Below are 23,027 nucleotides of genomic sequence, written 5' to 3' on the forward strand. Positions count from 1 at the left end.
ACAGGAATATATCGCGGCAGTGAACGCTGAGGAAGTAAAAGAATATAATAAAAAAGAAGAAAAGTTGCAAAATAATAGAGAAAATTCTGAAATAATACTGAAATGGCCAGTAACGGAGGAAATTATAGCAAGTATTATCGATGCAACAGTAAAAGATACTAAAAATTTAATAAATCAATTAATAAACGACCCAAATTTTTCTAATGAGGAAAAAATAAATAAATTAAAGGAAATAGAGAGGGAAATACAGGAGGAAATGGAAAAAGATGCACAAAAATTGATTAATCAGAATAGTAAGGCAAAACCTGTATTAGATCAAATGGATAAAGAATTTAAGAAAAATACCGATAAACCACACAAAATTACCGAATATTTGAATAAAAATAAGGAAAATTTCAAAAAAGTGGGAATAACTGTGGGAGATGTTCAGAAGAGGCTTAAAAAACGTGTTGTGTTAAATAATATTGAACAAACAATAACAAAAGACTTCGAAAAAACTAATGAAGTTAGTTTTAATGAGGATAATTCGCGAGAAAAAGATCTTTTAAGTGATATGAGTTCCATAAAAGGAAATTTTTCAAGTTTTGCAAAATTGAAAAAAAATAAAAAGACCTTGAAATAACAAAAGATTTAGAAAAAATTACTTCTAAAAAAACAGATTCTGAAGAAAAAAGTTCGAAAAAAAGCAGATCTCGCAAATAATATGAGCTCTATTAAAGGAAATTTTTCAAGTTTCGCGAAACTGAAGAAAAATAAAAAGACCTTGAAATAACAAAAGATTTAGAAAAAAGCGTTAATTTAGAAAAAGACTTAAAAAAAGCTAGTTCTAAAAAAGCAAATCTCGCAAATAATATGAGCTCTATTAAAGGAAATTTTTCAAGTTTTGCGAAACTGAAGAAAAATAAATAGACCTTGAAATAACAAAAGGCTTCGAAAAAACTAATGAAATTAGTTCTAAAAAAAACAAATCTTGCAAATAATATAAATTCTATCAAAGGAAGTTTTGCGAATTTTGCGAATCTGAAGAAAAACTAAAAAACCTTGAAATAACAAAAGATTTCGAAAAAATTACTTCTAAAAAAACAGATTCTGAAGAAAAAAGTTCGAAAAAAAGCAGATCTCGCAAATAATATAAATTCTATCAAAGGAAGTTTTGCGAATTTTGCAAATCTGAAGAAATCAAAAGAAAAAACTAGTATCAATGAAGATACTAGTTCAATAACAGTTAAAAGCCTGAAAAATAGTTATCAAAGATAGATTTTAATAAAGCTTACAACAATGATCTTCTTTCTTTGCTGCATTTTTTACAACATTTTTAGGATCATTTTTACCATTTACACCCTCTTTTATATTTTTTTGTTCATTTTTATTCTGATTATATACCATATAATCCATAGTTAACCGTATTTCCTCTAATTTCATTTTTTTCCAATTCAATTCTGCTTCCTCTTGATTTAAACCCATATCAAAACAAATTTTAATTAAAGAATTCTTTTTTTCTTTATATGAATTTTCTATTTCTTGAACTGATTTATCTTTATATAAACTGTTATTTTTTAATTTTTTCTCAAATATATCAAGATCTTTTCTACCAGGTTCAAAATCGCAATTAAGAAGAATTTTGTTGGTATCAAATTTAAAATCAATACCCTTAAAAATCTCATTTACAATATCGTTTAATAGCTCTTTCCCAATTTTCCATTTTTCTTCTTGAATACGTAATTCTTTTTCTTTTTCCCAAGCTATTTTTACAAAATCTTGATCTTTAAATAATTCATTGCTTCCTAGGAGAAATATGGACTTTTCTTTTTCAATATTTTTAATTATTTTACTCTGATGTTCATTAATTTGTTTATTTAACTGCTGTTTATTAATTAGTAATTTTTCGTCTTTAAATCCTATTAAATTGCCAGATATTACTATTTCATATGGAATTTGATTACTTTGTTGCATAAAGCTTTAAAAAAATAAAATATTTTGATTAAATTTATTATTATCAAATAATTGTAAGATTATTGGATAAAACGCTAATAGTATATCAAATTGAAAACTTTTATTCTATATTTTTTCTATACTTTATAAATATATATATCTCCTTACAAATATCAAATAAATTATACTATTTCATATAAAAATTAATATAATATTATTAGTAATATAAATTTATAAAGTAAATTTTATTTATATAAAAATTTAATCTGGTTATATAAAAAATTATTTACATAGCAGATTTAATAAATAATGAATAAATAATAATATATTTTATAGGAAATTTTTCTATAAAAAATAGAAAAAATTAAAATTAAAAATTCATTCAAAATGCTTTCTTTTATATATATATTTCTACTATTTATCGGTTTAATTATAGGAAATCTTTTAACTACATTAATTTATCGTATACCACGTAATTTAAACTTTGATGGAGGAGTTAATCTTGAATCTAAACCTTTTTGTGGATTTTGTCATCATCCACTTAAATTTTATGAATATTTACCACTATTGAGCTGGATATTCGTAGGTAGAAAGTGTAATTATTGTAAATCAGAAATTCCAATAATTTATACTTATATAGAAATTATAGCTGCTATATCACTACCATTAAATTATGCTATAAAATGCTCAAATGGATTTACTGAAGCAAATTGTCAAGATGCTCTTATATCTTCTTTATATTGCTTTGCAATAATTTTAAATATTGCTATATATCTTGAGTCACAAAAAATATACTATAATATAATTATTACATTAATTTTCTTAAGATTAATCAATCAAATATTAAATGGTAACTCATTTAGTGATTTTTTTATTAGAATATTATATACTATAGTTATTATTTTATCTTTTTGTAAAAATTATAAAAATGATATTCCTACTTTTATCTCAATTGGTACAATTTCCGCGACTTATGGTAATAAATTCGATTTTGTTATTATATTTATGATATTTTATACTTTAATGTATTTTTTCGAAAAAAAATACAAAATTTATTCTAAAAAATATTTATCAAATGTAAATATAATATATTCTTATCCTATATGTTTATTTTTATTATGTATAATCTCATATTTTTAATATTACTTTTTATAAAATTTAGTAATTTAAAAATTTTTCTTAAGAATTATATCATATAAAGTATTTTTAATATTATCATAAATTTTATTTAATTTACTTTTTGAATATATATATTCAATATTATTACTATCTTTTAGTAAGAATACATTTTTATCATCATCATCGTTGGTAAAAGTATTATCTATATTAATATTATAATTTTGTGAATTATCTTTTGGATTATCTTGCGGATTTTGTTTGTAATTGAACCCTTTATCTTCTTTATAATCAGATGCCCCATTATAATCTTGTTTATTATAATATTCCGAATTTTGATTATTATCATCAAATATCTCATTTTTATTTTTTATGAGATCAAATACTATTGTAATCTCTTTATTATTAATATTATTCGGATTATATATTTTTTCATGTTTATTATGCAACATAGGATGAATTATTTTATATAAATCATTAATATTATTTTGTAATAAACGTAAAGTAGAAAAATTTTCTGTTGAAATTTTTACTATTATTTCATTCTCTATAATCTTAGAATCAAATTCTATATAACCTAATTTTTTAGGAAATAATTCTAACTTAAATTGAGAAACATTATTGTCATTTTCTATTTTCAGTTTTGCAATTATTTGATTAATTATTGCATTCGATAATACTATTGTATCTTCATTTTCCAAGCTAGAATTCACTGTTACTAAAGTATTGCTATATTCAGGAATATAAAAATTTTTTAAATTTATCTGTTGCAGTGCAAATGTTGTCTCTGAATCAATATCTTTTATAGATTCAATAATATCATAATTACTTAAATTAAAATTTAAAGCTGAATTATTAAAATCAAAAAGCCCATTTTGTATTTTTTGATATTTAATAGGTGAATTATCATCAGAAAAATTATCAGTATTTTTAAATATACTATCATATAAATTAATATAGTATAAATTTTCAATATATCCAAAAGATGATATATTATTATCATCATACTCTATTTTATTATCCGAATAGTCTATATCTATTCTTTTTAGTGGAAATTGATTTGTGTTTGTATTATTACACCAAGAGTTATACATACTTGGTATAAGATAATAATTTTTGAATACCAAAAGACCATTTTCTAATATACAATCATCTGCTTTATCATAAAAATTATTATTTACATCAAGATTATCTATTACTGAGAGATTATATAAAGAATATTCATTATCTATATTATCTATATTTATATCCTTATTATCATGTAAATTAATCTGCTTTTCTTCTAAATCTTCTACATAAGAATTAATATCATATATATTTATATCTTTATCTTTATTATCATGTAAATTAATCTGCTTTTCTTCTAAATCTTCTACACGAGAATTAATATCATATATATCAGCATATATATCAGAATTATCATTATGATTTGTTTCTAAGTTCTCTATTATATTAGATTTTATATTTTCTGTATTAATACAATCATCATTTCTTTTTGGAGAATCTAAATTTTTTGTTGAATTAATATTATTATCAGGATTATTGTAAATATCTTTATTATTTATATTTGAATCTTCTAATGTATTTTTTTGAGAAGATATCTGATTTTCAGATGTTATTTTTAGACTACTTTTTTTGAGATTATTGAGAATATAAGAAAAAAGATTCTCATCATCATTTTTTGTTAAATAATAACTATTATTATATTCATGAGATGATATACAATTGAAATCATTTAACTTTAAATCGTTTGACATTTTTTATTTTTTTGAGAATTATTAAAATTTTTGTTATTTTTAATTAAAAATTAAATATTTTAGTTTTTATTAGTATTTTACTTATTATTTTTATTTATTATATTTAATAACTTTTAGATATAATTTTTACTTGTTTTTTTACTGCTAAAAGCATATCTAATTTAAGTTTAGCCATTTCTATTACTTGATGGGGTATTCCAGCAAGTGCAGCAACATGAATGCCATAAGATCTATCTACATATCCTAGTTTGACTTTATGAGTAAAAAAGATTCTTTCTCCTCTTTCAATAATTTCTAAATGATAGCATTCACAGCGATTCATTTCATTAACTATTTCATTTAATTCATGATAATGCGTTGCAAAAATAGTACGTCCTTTAATTCTCTCATGTATATCATGTAAAATAGAATGAGCAATAGCTAATCCATCATATGTTGAAGTTCCTCTTCCAACTTCATCTAATATTAATAATGATTTATCTGTAGCATTGTTAAGAATATTAGCAGTTTCAAGCATTTCAACCATAAAAGTTGATTGGCCTGAAGCAATATCGTCTGCAGATCCAATTCTACTAAATATTGCATCAACAATTCCTATTTGAGCATTAGTAGCAGGAACATAGCTGCCCATTTGAGCCATAATAACAATTAAAGCATTTTGTCTTAAAAATGTACTTTTTCCAGCCATATTAGGTCCAGTAAGTAAAATTACTTTATTTTCATATTTATCATTTTTTAATAAATCAAAATTTATCTCATTACTATTTTGATGAGTTATATTTAAATTACAATCATTAGATGTAAAATTGTCAACATTTCTTTCAACAATAGGATGTCTACCGCCATGTATACTAAAAATAGTATTATTTGTAACTTTAGGCCGTGTATAACCATAAATGTCTGCTACATGAGCTAATGTGCATGCTATATCTATTTTTGCTAATGCAAAAGTAATAATTCCTAAAGAATCTGAATATTCTACGACCATTCTTATTAATTTATTCATTATTTCTATTTCTAAATTTTGAATAGATTCAGTATAAAAAAGAAGGTTCTGTTCTATTTTTTGGAGTTCTTCAGTTTTATAACGAGCACTATTAACAAGAGATTGTTTATGATGAAATAAAGGATTATTTAAATTTTTTGCATTTTTAAGAGAGATATCGATGTAATACCCAATAATATTATTATATTGTATTTTTAAATTATCAATTTTGGTAATTATTCTATATTTTTCAACTAACTCAGAAATCTTTTTTATTTCTTGTTTTTTTTGCTCATATAATTTATCAAGTTGAATATTATAATCTGGACGTATAAAACTTTGTATTCCGTCCTGTTCTATAATATTTTCTCTAAATGTTTGTTCTAGTTCATATCTTAATTGTTCTGCGCCACCTAATTGATCTTTTAAACATAATAATCCATTTACTAAATCATCGTTACCATACAATATTTCACAGATTGAAAAAATCTTTGAAAAAATATTACGTATTGCAAGTAAATCATTAATATTACATCTTCGAGTTGTTATTCTCATAACAATTCTTTCAATATCTGGTAAGCTGCTCATTATATTCATAATATCTTTCCTTATAGAAGGATTTTTTATAAACCATTCAACATTATCTAATCTATCATTAATCACTTCAACATTCGTTAATGGAAAAATAATATTATTTTTTAATAATCTACGACTAAACGCTGTATTTGCATAATTTAAAACATTAAAAAGAGTATTTTTATGCTCACCATTAATACTATAACATAACTCTAAACCTTTGCGAGTTGCTTTATCAATCTGAAGATAATCCTTAGAGCGTAATTTAGAAGGTTTTTTGAGTAATGGAGCTAAATCCTTTTGGGTATAACTTATATATTCCAGAAGAGCACCAGCCGCAGATAATTCGTTTTCTGTAAAATCTCCAAATCCATCAGTGAAAGAGACTCCATAATGTTTTGTAATATTAGTACGCACACGGTCAAAACAAAACATTTGATTAGGTCTACGAGTTATAGCTTTTATAGAATTAAGATCTATTATATCCTCAAGAAAAGATGACAAACTATCAGGAACAATTATTTCCTGTGGCATTATTCTATATAACTCATCATGTAGATGAGATAATTCAACAGTATTAATTATAAATTCTCCAGTTGAAATGTCGGCCCATGCTATTGCAACTTTAGTTGAATAATCAATATTATCATTTTTATTTATTATATTATTATCTTCAATATTATTTTCAAATTTTTCTGTATTATCTAATTTTATTGAATTATTCGTATAATTTATAATTTTTTTATCAATATCAATTTGATTTATGTCAATTTTATCATAATTATTATTATCAGGATTTTCAAAATAATTATAAGATATATTTGTTTTACTATCGTTAAAAGATTGATTATTATCAACTGAAAATTTATTTATACTATTAATATCTAGATTTTCATTAATATTATCATGACTTTTAATTTTAGTTCTTTTTTTAACAAAAAAAATAGATGCAAGATAACTATTACTAGAATTATCAAGCATATATTCATCAATAATAGTCCCAGGAGTTACAACTCTTACAACTTCACGTCTCACAACACTTTTATAGCCACGTTTTTTTGCCTCATTAGGCGTTTCTAGTTGTTCGCATATAGCAACTTTATAGCCTAATTTTACAAGTTTAGGTAAATAATTATCAATAGCATGGTATGGAATACCACACATTGGAATTCCATCTCCTCTACTTGTTAATACAATACTTAAATCTTTACTTACTAATTTTGCATCTTCATAAAAAATCTCATAAAAATCACCCATTCTATAAAGTAGTAAAGTATCAGGATAATTATTCTTAATACTAAAATATTGTTCCATCATTGGAGTTAAGTTAGCTTTAGCTTCATGATCTGAATTTTTAATATTATTGAGATTATTTTTTTTTCTACTCATTTTTCTACTTATTAAAATGATTTTCTATTTTTTTTATAACTTTGTTTCTAAATATTATATTTTTTATAGTTTAAGCATTTATTATATAAGTTATTATATATTTATAAATATGTTTTTTTATTATATAAAATAAATACTAATTTCTCATATTTAGGTAAATTTTAATGAGATAATATATATAGTGATTTAGTATTAATAAAATATACAATTAAATTAATTTTTAAAATATTTTTTATTTATATATATTTATTTTTTTTTAATGACATGATATAAATAAATGGTCAACAGTAAATTATCATACTAATATGCCCAAATGGCGAAATTGGCAGACGCGCTAGCTTCAGGTGTTAGTAACTGAAAAGTTGTGGAAGTTCGAGTCTTCTTTTGGGTACCATATAAATTATAAATTATAAAATATTATCATAAAATATTAAAACTTTTATTTAATTTTGATAATTTCTTGTTACTTATATAAATATATAAATGAAAACAAAAATTATTTAGTAAATTTAATTTATTGAATGTTTTTTGTCTTTTCAATAAATTTCTAATTTTTATTGACTATCTATTTTTTTTAATCAATAATCAAAGATTAGTATTATTTTTTAGTAAAACCATTTACTACATTTTTATTAATATCTGTTAATTTACTATAAATTATTAATATGGCTGTAAAAAAAACAAAAAGAAAAAGAGGGCTTATTAGAATAATAAGCACAGCAAAGACTGGAACTTTTTACGTTGTGAACGGATCCAAGGGGAAAAAAATAAAAAAAATGAAATACGATAGAAAAATCAGAAGAAGAGTGATGTTTGAAGAGCATAAAATGGCATAATAACTTTTTGTGATGTTAAAATTCATAAACTGTTTTCATATATAAAAAAATTGGTTTTACGTGGATTAAACATTTCTAAAAAGTATTCTAGTGAATTTTCTATTAAAGATGTAAATATAGAAGTCTGTTCTGGGGAAATAGTTGCTATATTTGGTGCATCTGGATCTGGCAAAAGTACTTTACTTCATATAATAGGATTACTAGAAAAAGCAGATAGTGGTTCCTTATTCATTTTAAATGAATGTATATTTAATCAACAAAAATCTACTGATAGGTTTTTATCCAAGATTCGTGCAAATTTTATATCATTTGTTTACCAATTTCATCATCTTCTTCCAGAGCTATCTGTTCTCGAAAATATTGTTATATCTTTAACAATATCAGGTAAATTTCAACAAGAAACTTATATAAAAGCAAAGGAATCACTTGAGTTTCTTGAAATACTACATTTAATAGATAAATATCCGCATATGCTCTCCGGAGGAGAAAGACAAAGAGTTGCAATAGCAAGAGCCATAGTTGCAAATAAACCAATTATACTTGCCGATGAACCAACTGGAAATTTAGATTCAGTGAATTCTAATTTAATTTGGAGAAAGTTGAAATATTTATCTCTGAATAAAAATATAACAATTCTAATAGCAACTCATGATAATGAATGCTCTAAAATTGCCGATAGAAAAATAATTATGAAAGATGGAAAATTATTGTATTAATTATTAATTTTTTATTTTTATTATAAAAAATAAACGTTTATTCATATTATATAGGATATATATTAAATTATATACTAAATAAAATAATATTATATTTTACATAATAATTATTATATATTAAAGTATATCTGATGATGTGATATTTTATTTAATAATCCATCATTCATTTTTGTGAATAATTTTTGGTATTTAAGAGTATTTTAATTGTTTAGAAATTATATTTTATATTTATAAAAGATAAATTTATATTCAAAATTAATATATTATGTTTTTTCGAAAGATTCATTAAACATTCTTTAAATCAAATCACATAATGTAAAAACAAACCAAAAATGCTAATAATAAATAAAAAATGCAAAAAATTTGTACTTTCACTATAAAAGAATTACTCACTAATGGTGTTCATATAGGGCATATAGAGCTTAATCCTAAAATGGCTAAATATGTATTTGGTAAAAGAAATAATATTCATATTATAGATTTAGAACAAACAGCTGAAAGATTAAATATAGCTCTTAATGCTATAAAAAGTATTACTTCTCAAAATGGTAGAATATTATTTGTTTCATCAAGAGAAAACTTTGCTGATATTACTGAAAAATCAGCTGTTTCTTGTGGACAATATTATGTAAATAAGAGGTGGTTAGGAGGGATGTTAACTAATAGATCTACAATTGAAAATTCTATAAAAACAATGAGAGAATACTCACGTACTCTTCAAGATGAAGATATAAAAATGACAAAAAAAGAAAAAGCTATTCTCCAAAGAAAATATGATAATTTAAATAGAAATCTTGGAGGGATACGTAATATGGGTGGTTTGCCTGACTTAGTAATTATTATAGGAAAAGAAAATAAAGTAGCGCTTCAAGAAGCAAAAAAACTACGTATTCCAATATGTGCTATTGCAGATACAAATTTTAATCCAGAAGAAATAAAATATGTTATTCCTGGTAATGATGATTCTATAAAAAGTATTTCATTTTTTTATGGTTTATTTGCAAAAGCAGCACTTGTTGGTATTCAAGAAAGTTTAGGTGGAACAGATATTAAATTAACTGATAGTAATATAGTATTACAAAATTCTGAATTATAAAATAACTTTAATAATAAAATAATTAGTATGTCAGAAAAAATAGATTTAAAATTAGTTAAAGAACTTAGGGATCAAACACAGGCTCCAATAAGTAAATGTAAGGAAGCATTAGAATCTTGTTCTGGAGATATATCAAAAGCAAAAAATTGGCTCAGAGAAAGAGCAATGGTATATGCTGCTAAAAAATCAGATAGAGCTACAGAAAATGGATCATCTGTTTTAGTTTTTAACGAAAATAAAAATAAAGCTGCTATTATTGTTCTTAGATGTGAAACAGATTTTGTTGCAAAAAATGAACAATTTACTCAATTAGCAGTTCATATTGCTAATGAGATTGTTAATAAATTTAGTGATTGTCAGTTAAATTCAGAACAATTTGGAAATGTTATTATAAATATGAATGATAATAATACTGATAATAATATGAGTGTTTTAGATGTAATTAAACAGCATATAGGAATCATGGGAGAAAATATTATACCAGTTTCAGCATCTGTAATGTCTAAAAATAATGATGAAATATTTGAAAGTTATGTTCATAATTCTTATGTTCCAAGAATAAGTGGAAAAAGAGCAGCTGTTGTAAAAATTAAAAGTAATGATAATACAAATCCAATAATTCAGAAATTAGCACGTGATATGGTTGTTCATATAGTAGTTGCTGCACCTAAATTCTTATCGTTTGATCAAATAAAAGATAAAGAAGAACATGAAGACTCTGTTTTATTAGAACAAAAATATGCTATGGATGGTAGTACTAAAATATCATCTATGATAGAAGAGGCAGGATATGATGCTAAAATTACAGGATTTATTTTTGCATCAGTTGATAATAATTAATTGATAATATTATATATTTTGAAATATATAAAAAAAATATAGTACATAATGAATATGAATATAGATCAATCCCTGATTCGCAATTTTTCTATTATTGCTCACATTGATCATGGAAAATCAACTTTAGCTGACCGCTTAATTGAAATTTGTGGTGGACTTGAATCTAGAGAAATGAAGTCACAAGTTTTAGATTCTATGGATATAGAAAGAGAAAAAGGAATAACAATAAAAGCACAAACTGTTCGATTAAAATATAGCTCCAAAAATGGCAAGGAGTATATTTTTAATCTTATTGATACACCAGGACATGTTGATTTCGGATACGAAGTTAGTCGATCACTAGCAGCATGTGAGGGTGCTTTATTAGTTATAGATGCAACTCAAGGCATAGAAGCTCAAACATTAACAAATGTTTATAAAGCTATAGAGAATAATTTACAAATTATTACTATATTTAACAAAATTGATTTACCATCAGCAGATATAACACGTGTAAAAAAACAAGTTGAAGATATTATAGGTTTGCCAACAGATAATACGATAAATATATCTGCAAAAACTGGAGAAGGTATAATAGAAGTTTTAGAGTATATAATAAAATATTTACCTCCACCTATTGGTGATATTAATTCTCCTTTAAAAGCATTGTTAGTCGATAGTTGGTATGATAAGTATTTAGGTGTTGTTGTAATTATCAGAGTAATAGATGGTAATATATCTCCTGGGATGAAAATACAAATGATGGCAACATCAGCTAATTATACAATAGAAAATGTAGGAATATTTACACCAAAGAAAAAAAGTGTAGCTGCTTTATATCCAGGAGAAATAGGATATATAACATGTAATATAAGACAAGTATCAGATTGTAAAATAGGTGATACTATCACTTCTGTGGTGAATTCATGTTTATTCCCATTGCCTGGATTTAAACCTAGTAAGCCTGTTGTTTTTTGTGGACTTTATCCTACAGATGCAGGAAATTTTATTCATTTAAAAGATTCCTTAGAAAAACTTTCTTTAAATGATTCAAGCTTTACATATGAATCTGAAAGCTCATCTGCATTAGGTTTTGGTTTTAGATGTGGATTTCTTGGATTATTGCATCTTGAGATAATTCAAGAACGTTTAGAGCAAGAATTTGACTTGGATTTAGTTACTACTGCTCCTAGTGTTATATATAAAATTAAACTTCGAAGTGGTAATATTATTGAAATTCATAATCCAAGCGATTTACCAGATCAAGTAAAAATAGAAAGCATGGAAGAACCATGGATTAAAGCTACTATATTTGTTCCAGAAGAATATATAGGAGATGTTTTATCATTATGTACTGAAAAAAGAGGAGAGCAAATTGACTTATCTTTTATAGATTCAAGAGTTATGGTAGTATATGCACTACCACTAAATGAAATAGTTTATGATTTCTATGATAAGTTAAAATCCTGTAGTAAAGGATATGCCAGTTTTGATTGGGAAGAATACGATTATAGAAAAAGTGAACTTGTTAATATGACAATATTAATTAATGGAGAAAGTGTTGATGCTTTATCAATTATAGTTCATAAATCACATGCAGAAAAAAAAGGAAGAGCAATTTGTTTGCGTCTCAAAAATCTTATTCCTCGTCATATGTTTGTTATACCTATTCAAGCAGCAATAGGTGGAAAAATTATTGCCAGAGAGACTATTAATGCTATGAGGAAAAATGTTCTTGCTAAATGTTACGGTGGAGATGTAACAAGAAAACGTAAATTATTAGAGAAACAAAAAGCTGGAAAAAAAAGAATGCGTTCTATAGGAAAGGTTGATATACCACAAAATGCATTTATTGCTGTTTTAAAAACAGGGGATAATGAGTAAAAGAGTAAAAATTTATCTGTGAAAAATATTTCATTATTAAATTTTAGTATATTTTATACAATTATATAATATAGTAAAAATATTAAATGTGTATAACTTTGTATTATATTAATAATGATAATAAATATTTTTATATCAAATTAATTCCATTAATTAATGATTATTTATTAACTTTCCACTAAGTTTGCTATTATTGTTATTAATGAGTTCTCAGAAGAAATATCACTATATAAAATTCTTTTTTTTTTTAAATCTTCTAATTGATCATAATTTATTGGAAGATGTAATACATTTGCAATACTTATTTTTTTAATATTATCTTTAGAATATTTATTAATAATATTATTATTAATACATTTTTTATTAAAAATATTTTTATCTAGATTATAATTGTTTTGTATTTTTTCAATAATCTGATCAATTTTATCACAAAAGCATTTATATAAATAATTCGCGATTTTTTGACTCATACATACATAAGTAACCTCAAAATATTTATAATAATTTATTTCATTAAAGGAATTTTTGTTAATTAGATTTCTAGTTTGTTTTTCTATTATTATAGAATAATTTGCTATTTTATATAAATAATCTACTAAAATCTGAGCTGAGTTACTAGAATATACTGGAAATATTATTTTTTTTAAATATTTTTGTTGATTATTTAATAAGCTTTTATAAATTTTTTTTATAGAAGTTTTTAATTTTTTATATATAAAAGTATTATCATTAGCTATCATTTTATATAAATATATATTACTTATATTTAAGTCGTATTTTTGTTTTTGATAATTTTTTTTATTTAATTCTTTTGCAAAATTTATAGTTTGTGGTACTCCTGTGAAATTAATGATTTTTATATTTTTTATATCTGATTCTTTATTATATTCCTTATTATATTCAATAAAAGCATCTTTTTTTCTTTTATACTTAAAATTATTTAAATATGAAAGTAAAGATAAAGCATTTTCAAATATAATATTTTCTTTTGATATTTTATATTTATCAATCATTTCGCCTGTTTTTTTACCAACACAATAAGCTATATTAAACTTTAGTTTATCTTTATTATACTTTTTCATCATTGAATGCAGAATTTCTACTGCATTCTGGCTACATATAATAATATTAATACTAGAAATATTATTATTGATAATAATTTTATTAATTTGTTGAATAAAAGAATCATATTCTAGTTTTTTACACCTAATTAGTGGTATAATAAGAGACTTTATATTATGGTTAGATAAATTATTTTTAGTTTTTATTCCTAAATTTTTTAGTCTTGTAATTATTACTAAGCTTGATTTTTTATTGTTCAAATAAATTTATAGATTTTATTTAATATTTAAATAATTTAATTTATATAAATTATATTGTATAAAAATATTTATTAAATATAAAAAATATTATATTTATGTAATAATTTTTATATTGAGTTCTTTAAGATGTTTTTGATCAATTATACTTGGTGCACCCATCATAAGATCATTTCCTCTTTGATTAAGAGGAAAAGCTATAACCTCTCTTATATTTAACTCATTAGTCAAAAGCATTATCATACGATCAATTCCTGGTGCTATTCCACCGTGTGGTGGAGCACCATAACTAAGTGCTTTGACCATACCTATAAAGTTATTATCTACCATATCTTTACTATATCCAGCTATTTCAAATGCTTTATACATAATATTTAGTTTATGATTACGTATAGCGCCGCTTGAAAGTTCTATTCCATTGCACACTAAATCATATTGAAATGCAGTAATATCTAAAATTTTTTCTATTGTATTAGCTTCATTAAGTATATTAATTCCTCCTTGTGGCATTGAAAATGGATTATGAGAAAAATCTATTTTACCATCATTTAATTCATACATTGGAAAATCTACAATCCAACAAAATCTATATTCATTTTGATTAATTAGATTTAAATCTTCTCCTAATTTATCTCGAATTTTTCCAGATATTCTTGAAGCATTGTCTTTTACATCGCATATGAAGAATAAAGAGTCTCCAATTGAAGTTCCTGTTATAGATTTCAACTCAGCGATCTCATCATCATTAAGAAATTTTGCTATTGGGCCTTTTACATTATCATTAGAAAATATAATATACCCTAATCCCTTAGCTCCTAACTCCTCCTGAGCATAAAGATTCATTCCATCAAAAAAGCTACGAGATTTTGATAAAGAAGAATAAGCAGGTACAGCACGTACTACAAAATTATTATTTAAAATACTATTACTAAAAGTAAGAAATTTAGATTTAGCAAATACTTGTGTAACATCTTGTATAATAATTGGATTTCTCAAATCTGGTTTATCTGATCCATATTTTAATAAAGCATCTTTATATGTTATACGGGGAAAATTATCACTATTAATTTGTTTTTTTCCATATTTTTTAAAGATATTTAGCATTAATGGTTCAATTATCTTAAAAACATCTTCTTGATCTACAAACGACATCTCTATATCTAGTTGGTAAAATTCCCCAGGTGCACGATCAGCACGTGCATCTTCATCTCTAAAACATGGTGCTATTTGAAAATACCTATCAAATCCAGCAATCATCAACATTTGTTTAAATTGTTGAGGAGCTTGTGGCAAAGCATAAAACTTTCCTGGATGATTGCGACTTGGTACTACGAAATCTCTTGCACCTTCAGGTGAACTAGCAGTCAATATAGGAGTTTGAAATTCATTAAAACCAAAACAATACATTTGTTCACGAATCTCTCTTATAACTTTATTACGCAAAGAAATATTCTCATGTAATCTTTGTTTCCTAAGATCAACAAATCGATATTCTAATCTCTTTTCTTCTGAACAATTATCATCTATGCTTACTTGAAATGGTAATGGATCTGCAATAGAATCAATCATAAACTTTTCAATACGAACTTCTATGTATCCTGTTGGAATATTCGAATTAATAGTATCATTTGATCTAGCGAGAACTGTACCTTCAATTAGTAAAATACTTTCATTTGAAATAGATATAAGATTTTCAAAATTATTATGTGTTATATATTGATAATATATATTTTCATTATTATCACTATATTTATCATCAATAATTTGATCTTCTGCGAAAACAAGTTGAACTATTCCATAATGATCTCTAAGATCTATAAAAAGTATTCCTCCATGATCTCTTTTTTTATGGACCCATCCGCAAAGTTTTGCATTTTTTCCTATATGGTTTATGTTTAATTCACCACAAGTATAATTACGATATATTGATTTTAAAAATGATCCTGAACTCACTGTCAAATTTTTTCAAATTATAAAACACTATTTGATGAGTAATCATAAATCTTATAATAAGATTTGACAAGTGGAATTCTTACTTAAGACTCAATCTTATTATTATTAATAATAAAATTATAAGCTTAAATTTCAATATTTAAATTTGTAATTGAATCTATTGTACTTGTACTATTTGATCTACTCATTTTTTTAAATTCATCACTGTTCTTTCTAGAATTGATAGAAGAAACAATCAATTGATTATTTAAATTAGAATCTCTTCTATCAATACTATTATAATCAGATGTGTTAGAATTAGTAGTATTTTCATCTAAGTGTTTATAATTAACACTTTTATCTCCAAATTCAAAAAATACCTCACATAATAGATTATTATGTGGTTTTGATAATTCAGAGTTGCTTAACTTAAAAATAGTAGGATATTCCTTTTTCTTAAATTCGAATTTTTCTTCTTCATTTATTAAATGACTATTATAATATGCATAAATTATAGTAGAAAATGGTATAGAGAGCAATTTATATAGTAAGTTATTTTTGATTTGAGATTGAATAGTAGATCTACTTAAACTAACAGAACTGTAATCTGTTCTCATAATAAAAGATTTAATTGGATCTAATATTTTTAATATAACTATGGATTCAATAATGAGTGATGTCATGTAATATGCTATATTGAATATATTTGTAAATAACCCATTTTGTAATGAGAGAGATTGAAATATAGGAAATGTTTCATATACTGCTACAACAAAACCAGAAGGAAGTTTTTTAATTACATCTTTTGCATTATAAAAACTAGTTTTTATTCCATTCTTTAATCCTTGATTCAATATGTTTTCTGTAAAATTAGAAATAGAACATAAAATCATTGGGAAAACTGCTATTTTAGCATTATCAAAGATAGAAAGAAAACAGAAAGAAATTATTTTAATTATTTTACTATCTGATGCTTTCATCTTCATTAGAAATTCATAAGAAATACGTTTAAATCTTTCATTTTGAAATGAAAACGAAATATCTTCAATTGATAAAGACGAAACTTGCATATATTGATATATTTGAAATTAATAAATTTTTATAATAAATTTATACATAAGTTTTATTAAAAATCAACAAAATTATATATTATGATGTATTATATTTGTATAATATTATAATTATTATTTTTTATTAAAAATTTGTATAAAATTTACTAATTTTTAAATAAAGATTTTAAATAAAGAAAGTATATAAATAAAATTTGAAATATCTAATATTTATAATAAAAAGTAAGAAAAATAAAATTAATATAAATTATATTGTTTATTATTTTACATATTTTTTAGTTTAATTTTTTTTAAAGAATAAAGAAAGTATATAAATAAAATTTGAAAATCAAAAATATGATTCTATAAAAATAAAATTTGTTCTATAAACAAAAATCAGATCTTTTTATAAATATTGTTGACAATTCATGATAATTCATAAATAAAATTCGTATACTTATTTAACTAACATTAGATAATCATTCTCTATCATTATTTTTTACAAATAATAATATTATAAGATATTTAAAATTTATATAGTTTATAATAGTATTTGACTATAAATTTTTTTTTAAAACAAGTTAGTATAGAAATAATTAACTATAGAGATTTTATTTTAAAATATATTAAAAATGTACAAGTTTATTTATATTGTTTTTTTAGTTACCTGCATTACATCTTGTAAATCCTTAGAAAAAAATAGTGGATATAATTACAAAATAAATTCTCAAAAGAATTTTACTGAGAAATTAGTAGTAAAAAAAAGCACTATATCAGATGTTCAGGAATCTTTTGGTTTTCCAACTCTTATAACATATGAATATGATAAAACATTATATTACTACATAAATATAAAAACTATTAGAAAGCCAATCCGTGTCAATCAACTTCAATCTTACCATATCACTATTCTTGAATTTGATAAATCTGGTTTATTATTAAATACAAAATTTGACAATTGTGAAAATATCAATTTTCAACAAGATTATGAAGAAGAATATGATTCATTTGGAGAAACAAAATATGGTATACTTCAACAATTTATAAAAAATATAGCTAGATTTAATAAATAATAATGAATTTTCTATTTTAGAGAACAATTATTAGATATAATATCTAAAATTATATAAAACCACAATTTGATTTTATAATAAATCCTATAATAAAAATAGTTAATAACATATTCATAAAAAAATATAAATTATAAAAATTCTTTAATAATATTTCTTTTATCAAAAAAAATAAAATAATGTAAATAATATAAACTATTATTTTATATTTTAAATAAAAATATCGTTAAAATTTAAACATATTATAATAATATGTATTTATAAAGATTATTATAAATTCTAATTTTTTATCAAAAAATTTATATATTGAATAAAATAATATATTATTATCAATATTGTGTGTAAAATCGATGTTAATAATATAAAATTTTTATTTATCTTCTTTTTTAAAAATTACTATAATCTTTTGATACTCTGAATTTCTGATAACATCAGAGCATCAAAGTAAAGGTAAAAAAAATAATAATTAATAGAAATGAAATCTTTAATAATTTTAATTATATAAAAAGTTTTAATTATATAAAAAAATAATTATTACAAATTTTTACTTATAAAAATACTAAGTTAAGAAAAAATATATAATTCTTTTTATATTCTAATTATTTGACCTCCGTTTATACAAATTTGTTCTTCAGCTTTTTTAGAAATACTGTGAGTTTCAACTGTCAGTGTAGCAGATAAGACATCACCATCTTTAAGAGCAAGAATTTTAATAGGAAGATTTGGTTTTATATATCTTAATTTTATAAGATGATTTTTGGTAATATTATTATTCATAGAATGCTTCTCATTAATAAAAGCTAATTGCGAAACACTCAATACGTTATATTGTTTTTTATTAATGTTCTTAAAACCACGTTTAGGCAATCTTCTGTGTAGTGGAGTTTGACCACCTTCAAAATGTCCTATAGAGCTACCACTTCTTGCTGTCTGTCCCTTTCCACCTCTTCCAGATGTTTTCCGCCACTTACCTTTACGTCCTACTCTATGTTTTAATTTTTTTCCACCATTTATTCTAGTTGATCCAGGATGAAGTGGAAATGATTTCAATGAGAAATTTAGAATAGTATTTGAAATATTAACCATTATATTTTTAGAAAATTACTAATAATTTAATCTTTATATGATTTATTTTTTGTACTTATAAGTACAGATAAATATAATACAATATATCAGTTATCTGTGCAACAGATATAGTATTAAAAAATTAGTATATTAATTATATTATTTATTTAAAAAATAAAAAACTTAGACAAATCTTGTAAATTCTTAGAAAAAAATAGTTGATATAATTATAAAATAAATTCTCAAAAGAATTTTACTGAAAAATTAATAGTGAAAAAAAGTACTATATCAGATATTCAGAAAATATTCAGAAATCTCTAACTTTTTTATCATATAAATTTTATTATATAAATATAATAAATCAGTATATTACTCTATAAACTTGTATAAGTATAAATTTTATAAAATTATATTATAAAGATTATAAAGACTATATAAGAATAATTATTAATAACTACTGATATTCTTATTCTTTACTGTCCAGTAAAAGAAACTTCCTCTATTTTATCTTGCGATTGAGTATTATTGCGACTTCCCATTATATGGGATATACTTTTTCCTCTTTTTAAAGCAATTATTTTAGGAGATTGAGAAGATTCCAAGCCATTCATAACAGCTCTAGAAACATTATAACAATTTGATGAACCAATAATTTTCACTATTGCATTCTCTACACCTAAAGCTTGAAGAAGTGATTTTGCTGCCCCACCCGCTCTAAGTCCTGTTCCTCTAGAAGGTTTCATTATAACTTTTGTAGCACCATGTGAAGAACTGATTTTGTGATATAATGATAGATTCCTACCACGACCTTTTAATTGAATTCTTTTTAAGTTCATTGATGCTTTGCGTAATGCTTTTTGTTTTGCGTTTGCTATGTCTGGTGATTTACCAGAACCAAAACCACAAGAGCCTCTGCAATCACCAACAACAGCTAACACACGAAAAGAGAATTGAGGACCGCCATCTTTTACAGCTGCACATCTTTTTATCTGTATAATAAAAGATTTCAGGTTATCTGATTTTCCCGAAGAAGATTTTGATTTTCCTTTCACAGTAATTTATTTAGTTATTTTTGCTAGATATTTTTTATATTATAAACATATTAATTTTCTGTTTTTAAGAAAACAGCTTAATAATATGAATCCAGATTGGTAGGGCCTGCAGGAATCGAACCTGCGACAACACCGTTATGAGCGGTGCGTTCTAACCGCTGAACTAAGGCCCCCAAATGAACAACACTATTATCTTATATCAAAAATTATAAATGAATACAAGAGTAAAATTTTTATTTTTAAAAAAAATTTTTAATATTTCCAATTATAAAATAATCAATAAGAAATAAGATTTTTTAATTTCTTGAAATAGAAACTGAGAATGAATATTCATAATATATATAAAATTTAAATTTATATAGAATTGTAAAATATATAACAAAAATATGTAAAGAGAATATATAAACTTATAGTTGTTGACACAATATACAATTGTTAGTTGTATTGATTAATGATTATATTGTTATACTATTTTATATGAATATATCTACAACATCTTATATCAAATATAGAAAAAACTTCATTATTCTATTATCTTCATTATCTATTTCAACAGTATTAACAATACCAACAGTAATATATGCTGATAAACTTTTTACAATAACTGAAACTACTTCTGGGACTACTTTAACTTCTGCTGATATAATTGCTCAAGGATGGAATTCTATAACTGGATTTGACACTGGAAATGATGGTGTAACTGAAAATTATAATCCTTATGGAGCAATTTTATCCAATAAAGCACTGAATATAAAACAAGTTGATGATAGTCTAACTCCACACTATATATCACAATTTAAACCAAAAGATAATGAATATTATTTTGGAGTACAAGCTTGTGGTATAGAACAAATAAATGATAACATTACAAATAATGATATTGATCATGCGATAGGTCTTAGTTCATCAGGAACATTAAATGGACAATCAAATAAAAAAGTTAAAGATATATTACTTTTAGATTCATTAAATTCCTTGTATCCTTATAGTGATATAGATGATTTAAATTATTATTATGGATATCAATATATAAGTAAAGATTTTCAATTAATAGCAGGAAATTCTTATGAATTCTATTGGACTTATATACCTAGGATATATGGGAATGTTGTTGATTTAGGTACTGCTTTTTATACTATAAGTAAACAAGATGGAAATGTTGATTTTAAAATTCTTGCAAGAGGTGGAAGTGTAGTAGGAGGAGTTAATAATAATGGTGCTAAAAAATTAGATACTGAAAAACCCGGATATCAACCTGGGACTATTATAATGGATAAAAATGCAATTATTCCGTGGACTAAAGAAGTTATTTCAGTAGTTACAGATGGAACTTATAAAATAGGCTTTGGATCTATTGATAATGATTATGGTAATCGTTATAATGATTATATTGTTGATAGTAATTATCTTTTAATTTCAGAAGATCCAGGATCTGTTACTTCGAATAATCTTAGTACTATTCAAATACCTATTCCAGTTGAACCACCTACTCCAGTTGAAACACCTACTCCAGTTGAAACACCTATTCCAGTAAATTTAACTCCATCTGAACTGCAAAGATTAATGAATCTTATACAAAAAAATAGTACTACTGATGTTTCGGATAATCTTGTTACTTTAGCTAGTAATAAACCTAATCTTATTGCTTTAGCTAATAAAGAAAGTGATATTATTGAGTTAGCTAATAAGAAAAATGAAATTCTTACATCTTTAGGTGGACCACAAAGTAATCCAGATATCACTGCTTTGACTGATAAGAAAACTGAAATTCTTGCTTTAGCTGCTACTACTGTTAAAGATAATTTACTTAAGTTAGCTGGTGCTGATATTACTAATCCTAATTCTTCTACTGTTCCAACAAATCTTATTGCTTTAGCTGTACCTGCTACTACTACTAATCTTACTGATTTATCCAATAATAAAGCTAATTTACTTAAGTTAGCTGGCGCTGATATTACTAATCCTAATTCTTCTACTGTTCCAACAAATCTTATTGCTTTAGCTGTACCTGCTACTACTACTAATCTTACTGATTTATCCAATAATAAAGATAATTTACTTGAGTTAGCTGCTACTACTGTTAAAGCTAATCTTCTTAAGTTAGCGGGTGTTAATCCTATCAGTCTTAATGAAAATAATTTACGTAGATTAGCTAATGCTGATCCTATCACTAATCCGAATATTACACCAAATCTTATTGCTTTAGCTGATGATACTGTTAAAGCTAATTTACTTACTTTAGCTAGTGCTGATCCTGAGGGCCTTAATGCTTTAGCTGATGAAGATACAGCTAATAATCTTAAAGAATTATCGGATGAAAAAGTAACGAAAAGAATGTTATTTTTTGCATCTGGTATGCCTCAACCTAATACACTATTATCAACATCACTGAATAGAAGGGAGTTAAGAAGTGTATTTAATAATCAATCAAGCT

At 23.6% G+C, this 23,027-nt stretch carries 17 protein-coding genes and 2 tRNA genes; 10 read left to right on the plus strand and 9 right to left on the minus strand.

What is annotated here, in order from left to right; translation table 11 throughout:
• Positions 1–622 (plus strand): hypothetical protein (locus tag Lyticum_RS04025; RefSeq protein WP_322499049.1); only part of this gene is annotated, 622 nt, incomplete at its 5' end.
• A gap of 638 nt (positions 623–1,260) precedes the next feature.
• On the opposite strand, the gene Lyticum_RS04030 is transcribed toward Lyticum_RS04025, so the two are convergent.
• Entirely contained in the window at positions 1,261–1,953 is a 693-nt protein-coding gene (locus tag Lyticum_RS04030; RefSeq protein ID WP_322499050.1) for a hypothetical protein, read from the minus strand.
• Positions 1,954–2,319: 366 nt separating this feature from the next.
• On the opposite strand from Lyticum_RS04030, the gene Lyticum_RS04035 reads away from it, so the two are divergent.
• Positions 2,320–3,072: a prepilin peptidase gene (locus Lyticum_RS04035; protein WP_322499051.1), complete on the plus strand. Its 753-nt coding sequence runs from the start codon at positions 2,320–2,322 to the stop codon at positions 3,070–3,072.
• Between the two features lie 26 nt (positions 3,073–3,098).
• On the opposite strand, the gene Lyticum_RS04040 is transcribed toward Lyticum_RS04035, so the two are convergent.
• Both Lyticum_RS04040 and mutS read right to left on the minus strand, forming a co-directional pair.
• Positions 3,099–4,805 (minus strand): hypothetical protein, encoded by a 1,707-nt coding sequence (locus Lyticum_RS04040; RefSeq protein WP_322499052.1) that lies wholly within the window; start codon positions 4,803–4,805, stop codon positions 3,099–3,101.
• 103 nt (positions 4,806–4,908) lie between these two features.
• Positions 4,909–7,683: a DNA mismatch repair protein MutS gene (gene mutS / locus Lyticum_RS04045; RefSeq protein ID WP_407659034.1), complete on the minus strand. Its 2,775-nt coding sequence runs from the start codon at positions 7,681–7,683 to the stop codon at positions 4,909–4,911.
• Positions 7,684–8,062: 379 nt separating this feature from the next.
• Here mutS and Lyticum_RS04055 point away from each other — a divergent pair.
• The 6 genes from Lyticum_RS04055 (at position 8,063) to lepA (ending at position 13,106) form a co-directional block, all read left to right on the plus strand.
• Positions 8,063–8,149 (plus strand) — tRNA-Leu (locus Lyticum_RS04055).
• A gap of 271 nt (positions 8,150–8,420) precedes the next feature.
• Positions 8,421–8,591 carry a 50S ribosomal protein L33 gene (rpmG, locus tag Lyticum_RS04060; protein WP_322499053.1) on the plus strand — a complete coding sequence of 57 codons (171 nt, stop codon included), beginning with the start codon at positions 8,421–8,423 and terminating at the stop codon, positions 8,589–8,591.
• A 50-nt stretch (positions 8,592–8,641) separates the two neighbouring features.
• Positions 8,642–9,307, plus strand: coding sequence for an ABC transporter ATP-binding protein (locus Lyticum_RS04065; RefSeq protein ID WP_322499054.1), 666 nt, complete (start codon positions 8,642–8,644; stop codon positions 9,305–9,307).
• A 352-nt stretch (positions 9,308–9,659) separates the two neighbouring features.
• The gene (gene rpsB / locus Lyticum_RS04070) at positions 9,660–10,403 is read left to right on the plus strand and encodes a 30S ribosomal protein S2 (protein ID WP_322499055.1); all 744 of its coding nucleotides are present in this window, start codon (positions 9,660–9,662) and stop codon (positions 10,401–10,403) included.
• 27 nt (positions 10,404–10,430) lie between these two features.
• On the plus strand, positions 10,431–11,243 hold the full coding sequence (gene tsf / locus Lyticum_RS04075; RefSeq protein ID WP_322499056.1) for a translation elongation factor Ts: 813 nt from the start codon (positions 10,431–10,433) through the stop codon (positions 11,241–11,243).
• 54 nt (positions 11,244–11,297) lie between these two features.
• Positions 11,298–13,106 carry a translation elongation factor 4 gene (gene lepA, locus Lyticum_RS04080; RefSeq protein ID WP_322499057.1) on the plus strand — a complete coding sequence of 603 codons (1,809 nt, stop codon included), beginning with the start codon at positions 11,298–11,300 and terminating at the stop codon, positions 13,104–13,106.
• Between the two features lie 167 nt (positions 13,107–13,273).
• Here lepA and Lyticum_RS04085 read toward each other — a convergent pair whose 3' ends face one another.
• The 3 genes from Lyticum_RS04085 to Lyticum_RS04095 form a co-directional block, all read right to left on the minus strand.
• Positions 13,274–14,428, minus strand: coding sequence for a uroporphyrinogen-III synthase (locus tag Lyticum_RS04085; RefSeq protein WP_322499058.1), 1,155 nt, complete (start codon positions 14,426–14,428; stop codon positions 13,274–13,276).
• A gap of 93 nt (positions 14,429–14,521) precedes the next feature.
• Positions 14,522–16,378: an aspartate--tRNA ligase gene (aspS, locus tag Lyticum_RS04090; protein ID WP_322499059.1), complete on the minus strand. Its 1,857-nt coding sequence runs from the start codon at positions 16,376–16,378 to the stop codon at positions 14,522–14,524.
• Between the two features lie 125 nt (positions 16,379–16,503).
• Entirely contained in the window at positions 16,504–17,427 is a 924-nt protein-coding gene (locus tag Lyticum_RS04095) for a hypothetical protein (RefSeq protein WP_322499060.1), read from the minus strand.
• A gap of 611 nt (positions 17,428–18,038) precedes the next feature.
• On the opposite strand from Lyticum_RS04095, the gene Lyticum_RS04100 reads away from it, so the two are divergent.
• Entirely contained in the window at positions 18,039–18,479 is a 441-nt protein-coding gene (locus Lyticum_RS04100) for a hypothetical protein (protein ID WP_322499061.1), read from the plus strand.
• A 585-nt stretch (positions 18,480–19,064) separates the two neighbouring features.
• On the opposite strand, the gene rplO is transcribed toward Lyticum_RS04100, so the two are convergent.
• The 3 genes from rplO to Lyticum_RS04115 all read right to left on the minus strand — a co-directional run bounded on the left by rplO (position 19,065) and on the right by Lyticum_RS04115 (position 20,766).
• Entirely contained in the window at positions 19,065–19,562 is a 498-nt protein-coding gene (gene rplO / locus Lyticum_RS04105; RefSeq protein WP_322499062.1) for a 50S ribosomal protein L15, read from the minus strand.
• Between the two features lie 452 nt (positions 19,563–20,014).
• Positions 20,015–20,593 (minus strand): 30S ribosomal protein S5, encoded by a 579-nt coding sequence (locus tag Lyticum_RS04110; RefSeq protein WP_322499063.1) that lies wholly within the window; start codon positions 20,591–20,593, stop codon positions 20,015–20,017.
• Between the two features lie 97 nt (positions 20,594–20,690).
• Positions 20,691–20,766: transfer RNA gene (locus Lyticum_RS04115), tRNA-Met, on the minus strand.
• A gap of 304 nt (positions 20,767–21,070) precedes the next feature.
• On the opposite strand from Lyticum_RS04115, the gene Lyticum_RS04120 reads away from it, so the two are divergent.
• Positions 21,071–23,027 (plus strand): hypothetical protein (locus Lyticum_RS04120; protein ID WP_322499064.1); only part of this gene is annotated, 1,957 nt, incomplete at its 3' end.

It is taken from the genome of Lyticum sinuosum (assembly GCF_034471385.1).
In the GTDB taxonomy this organism is placed as follows: Bacteria; Pseudomonadota; Alphaproteobacteria; order Rickettsiales; family Midichloriaceae; genus Lyticum; species Lyticum sinuosum.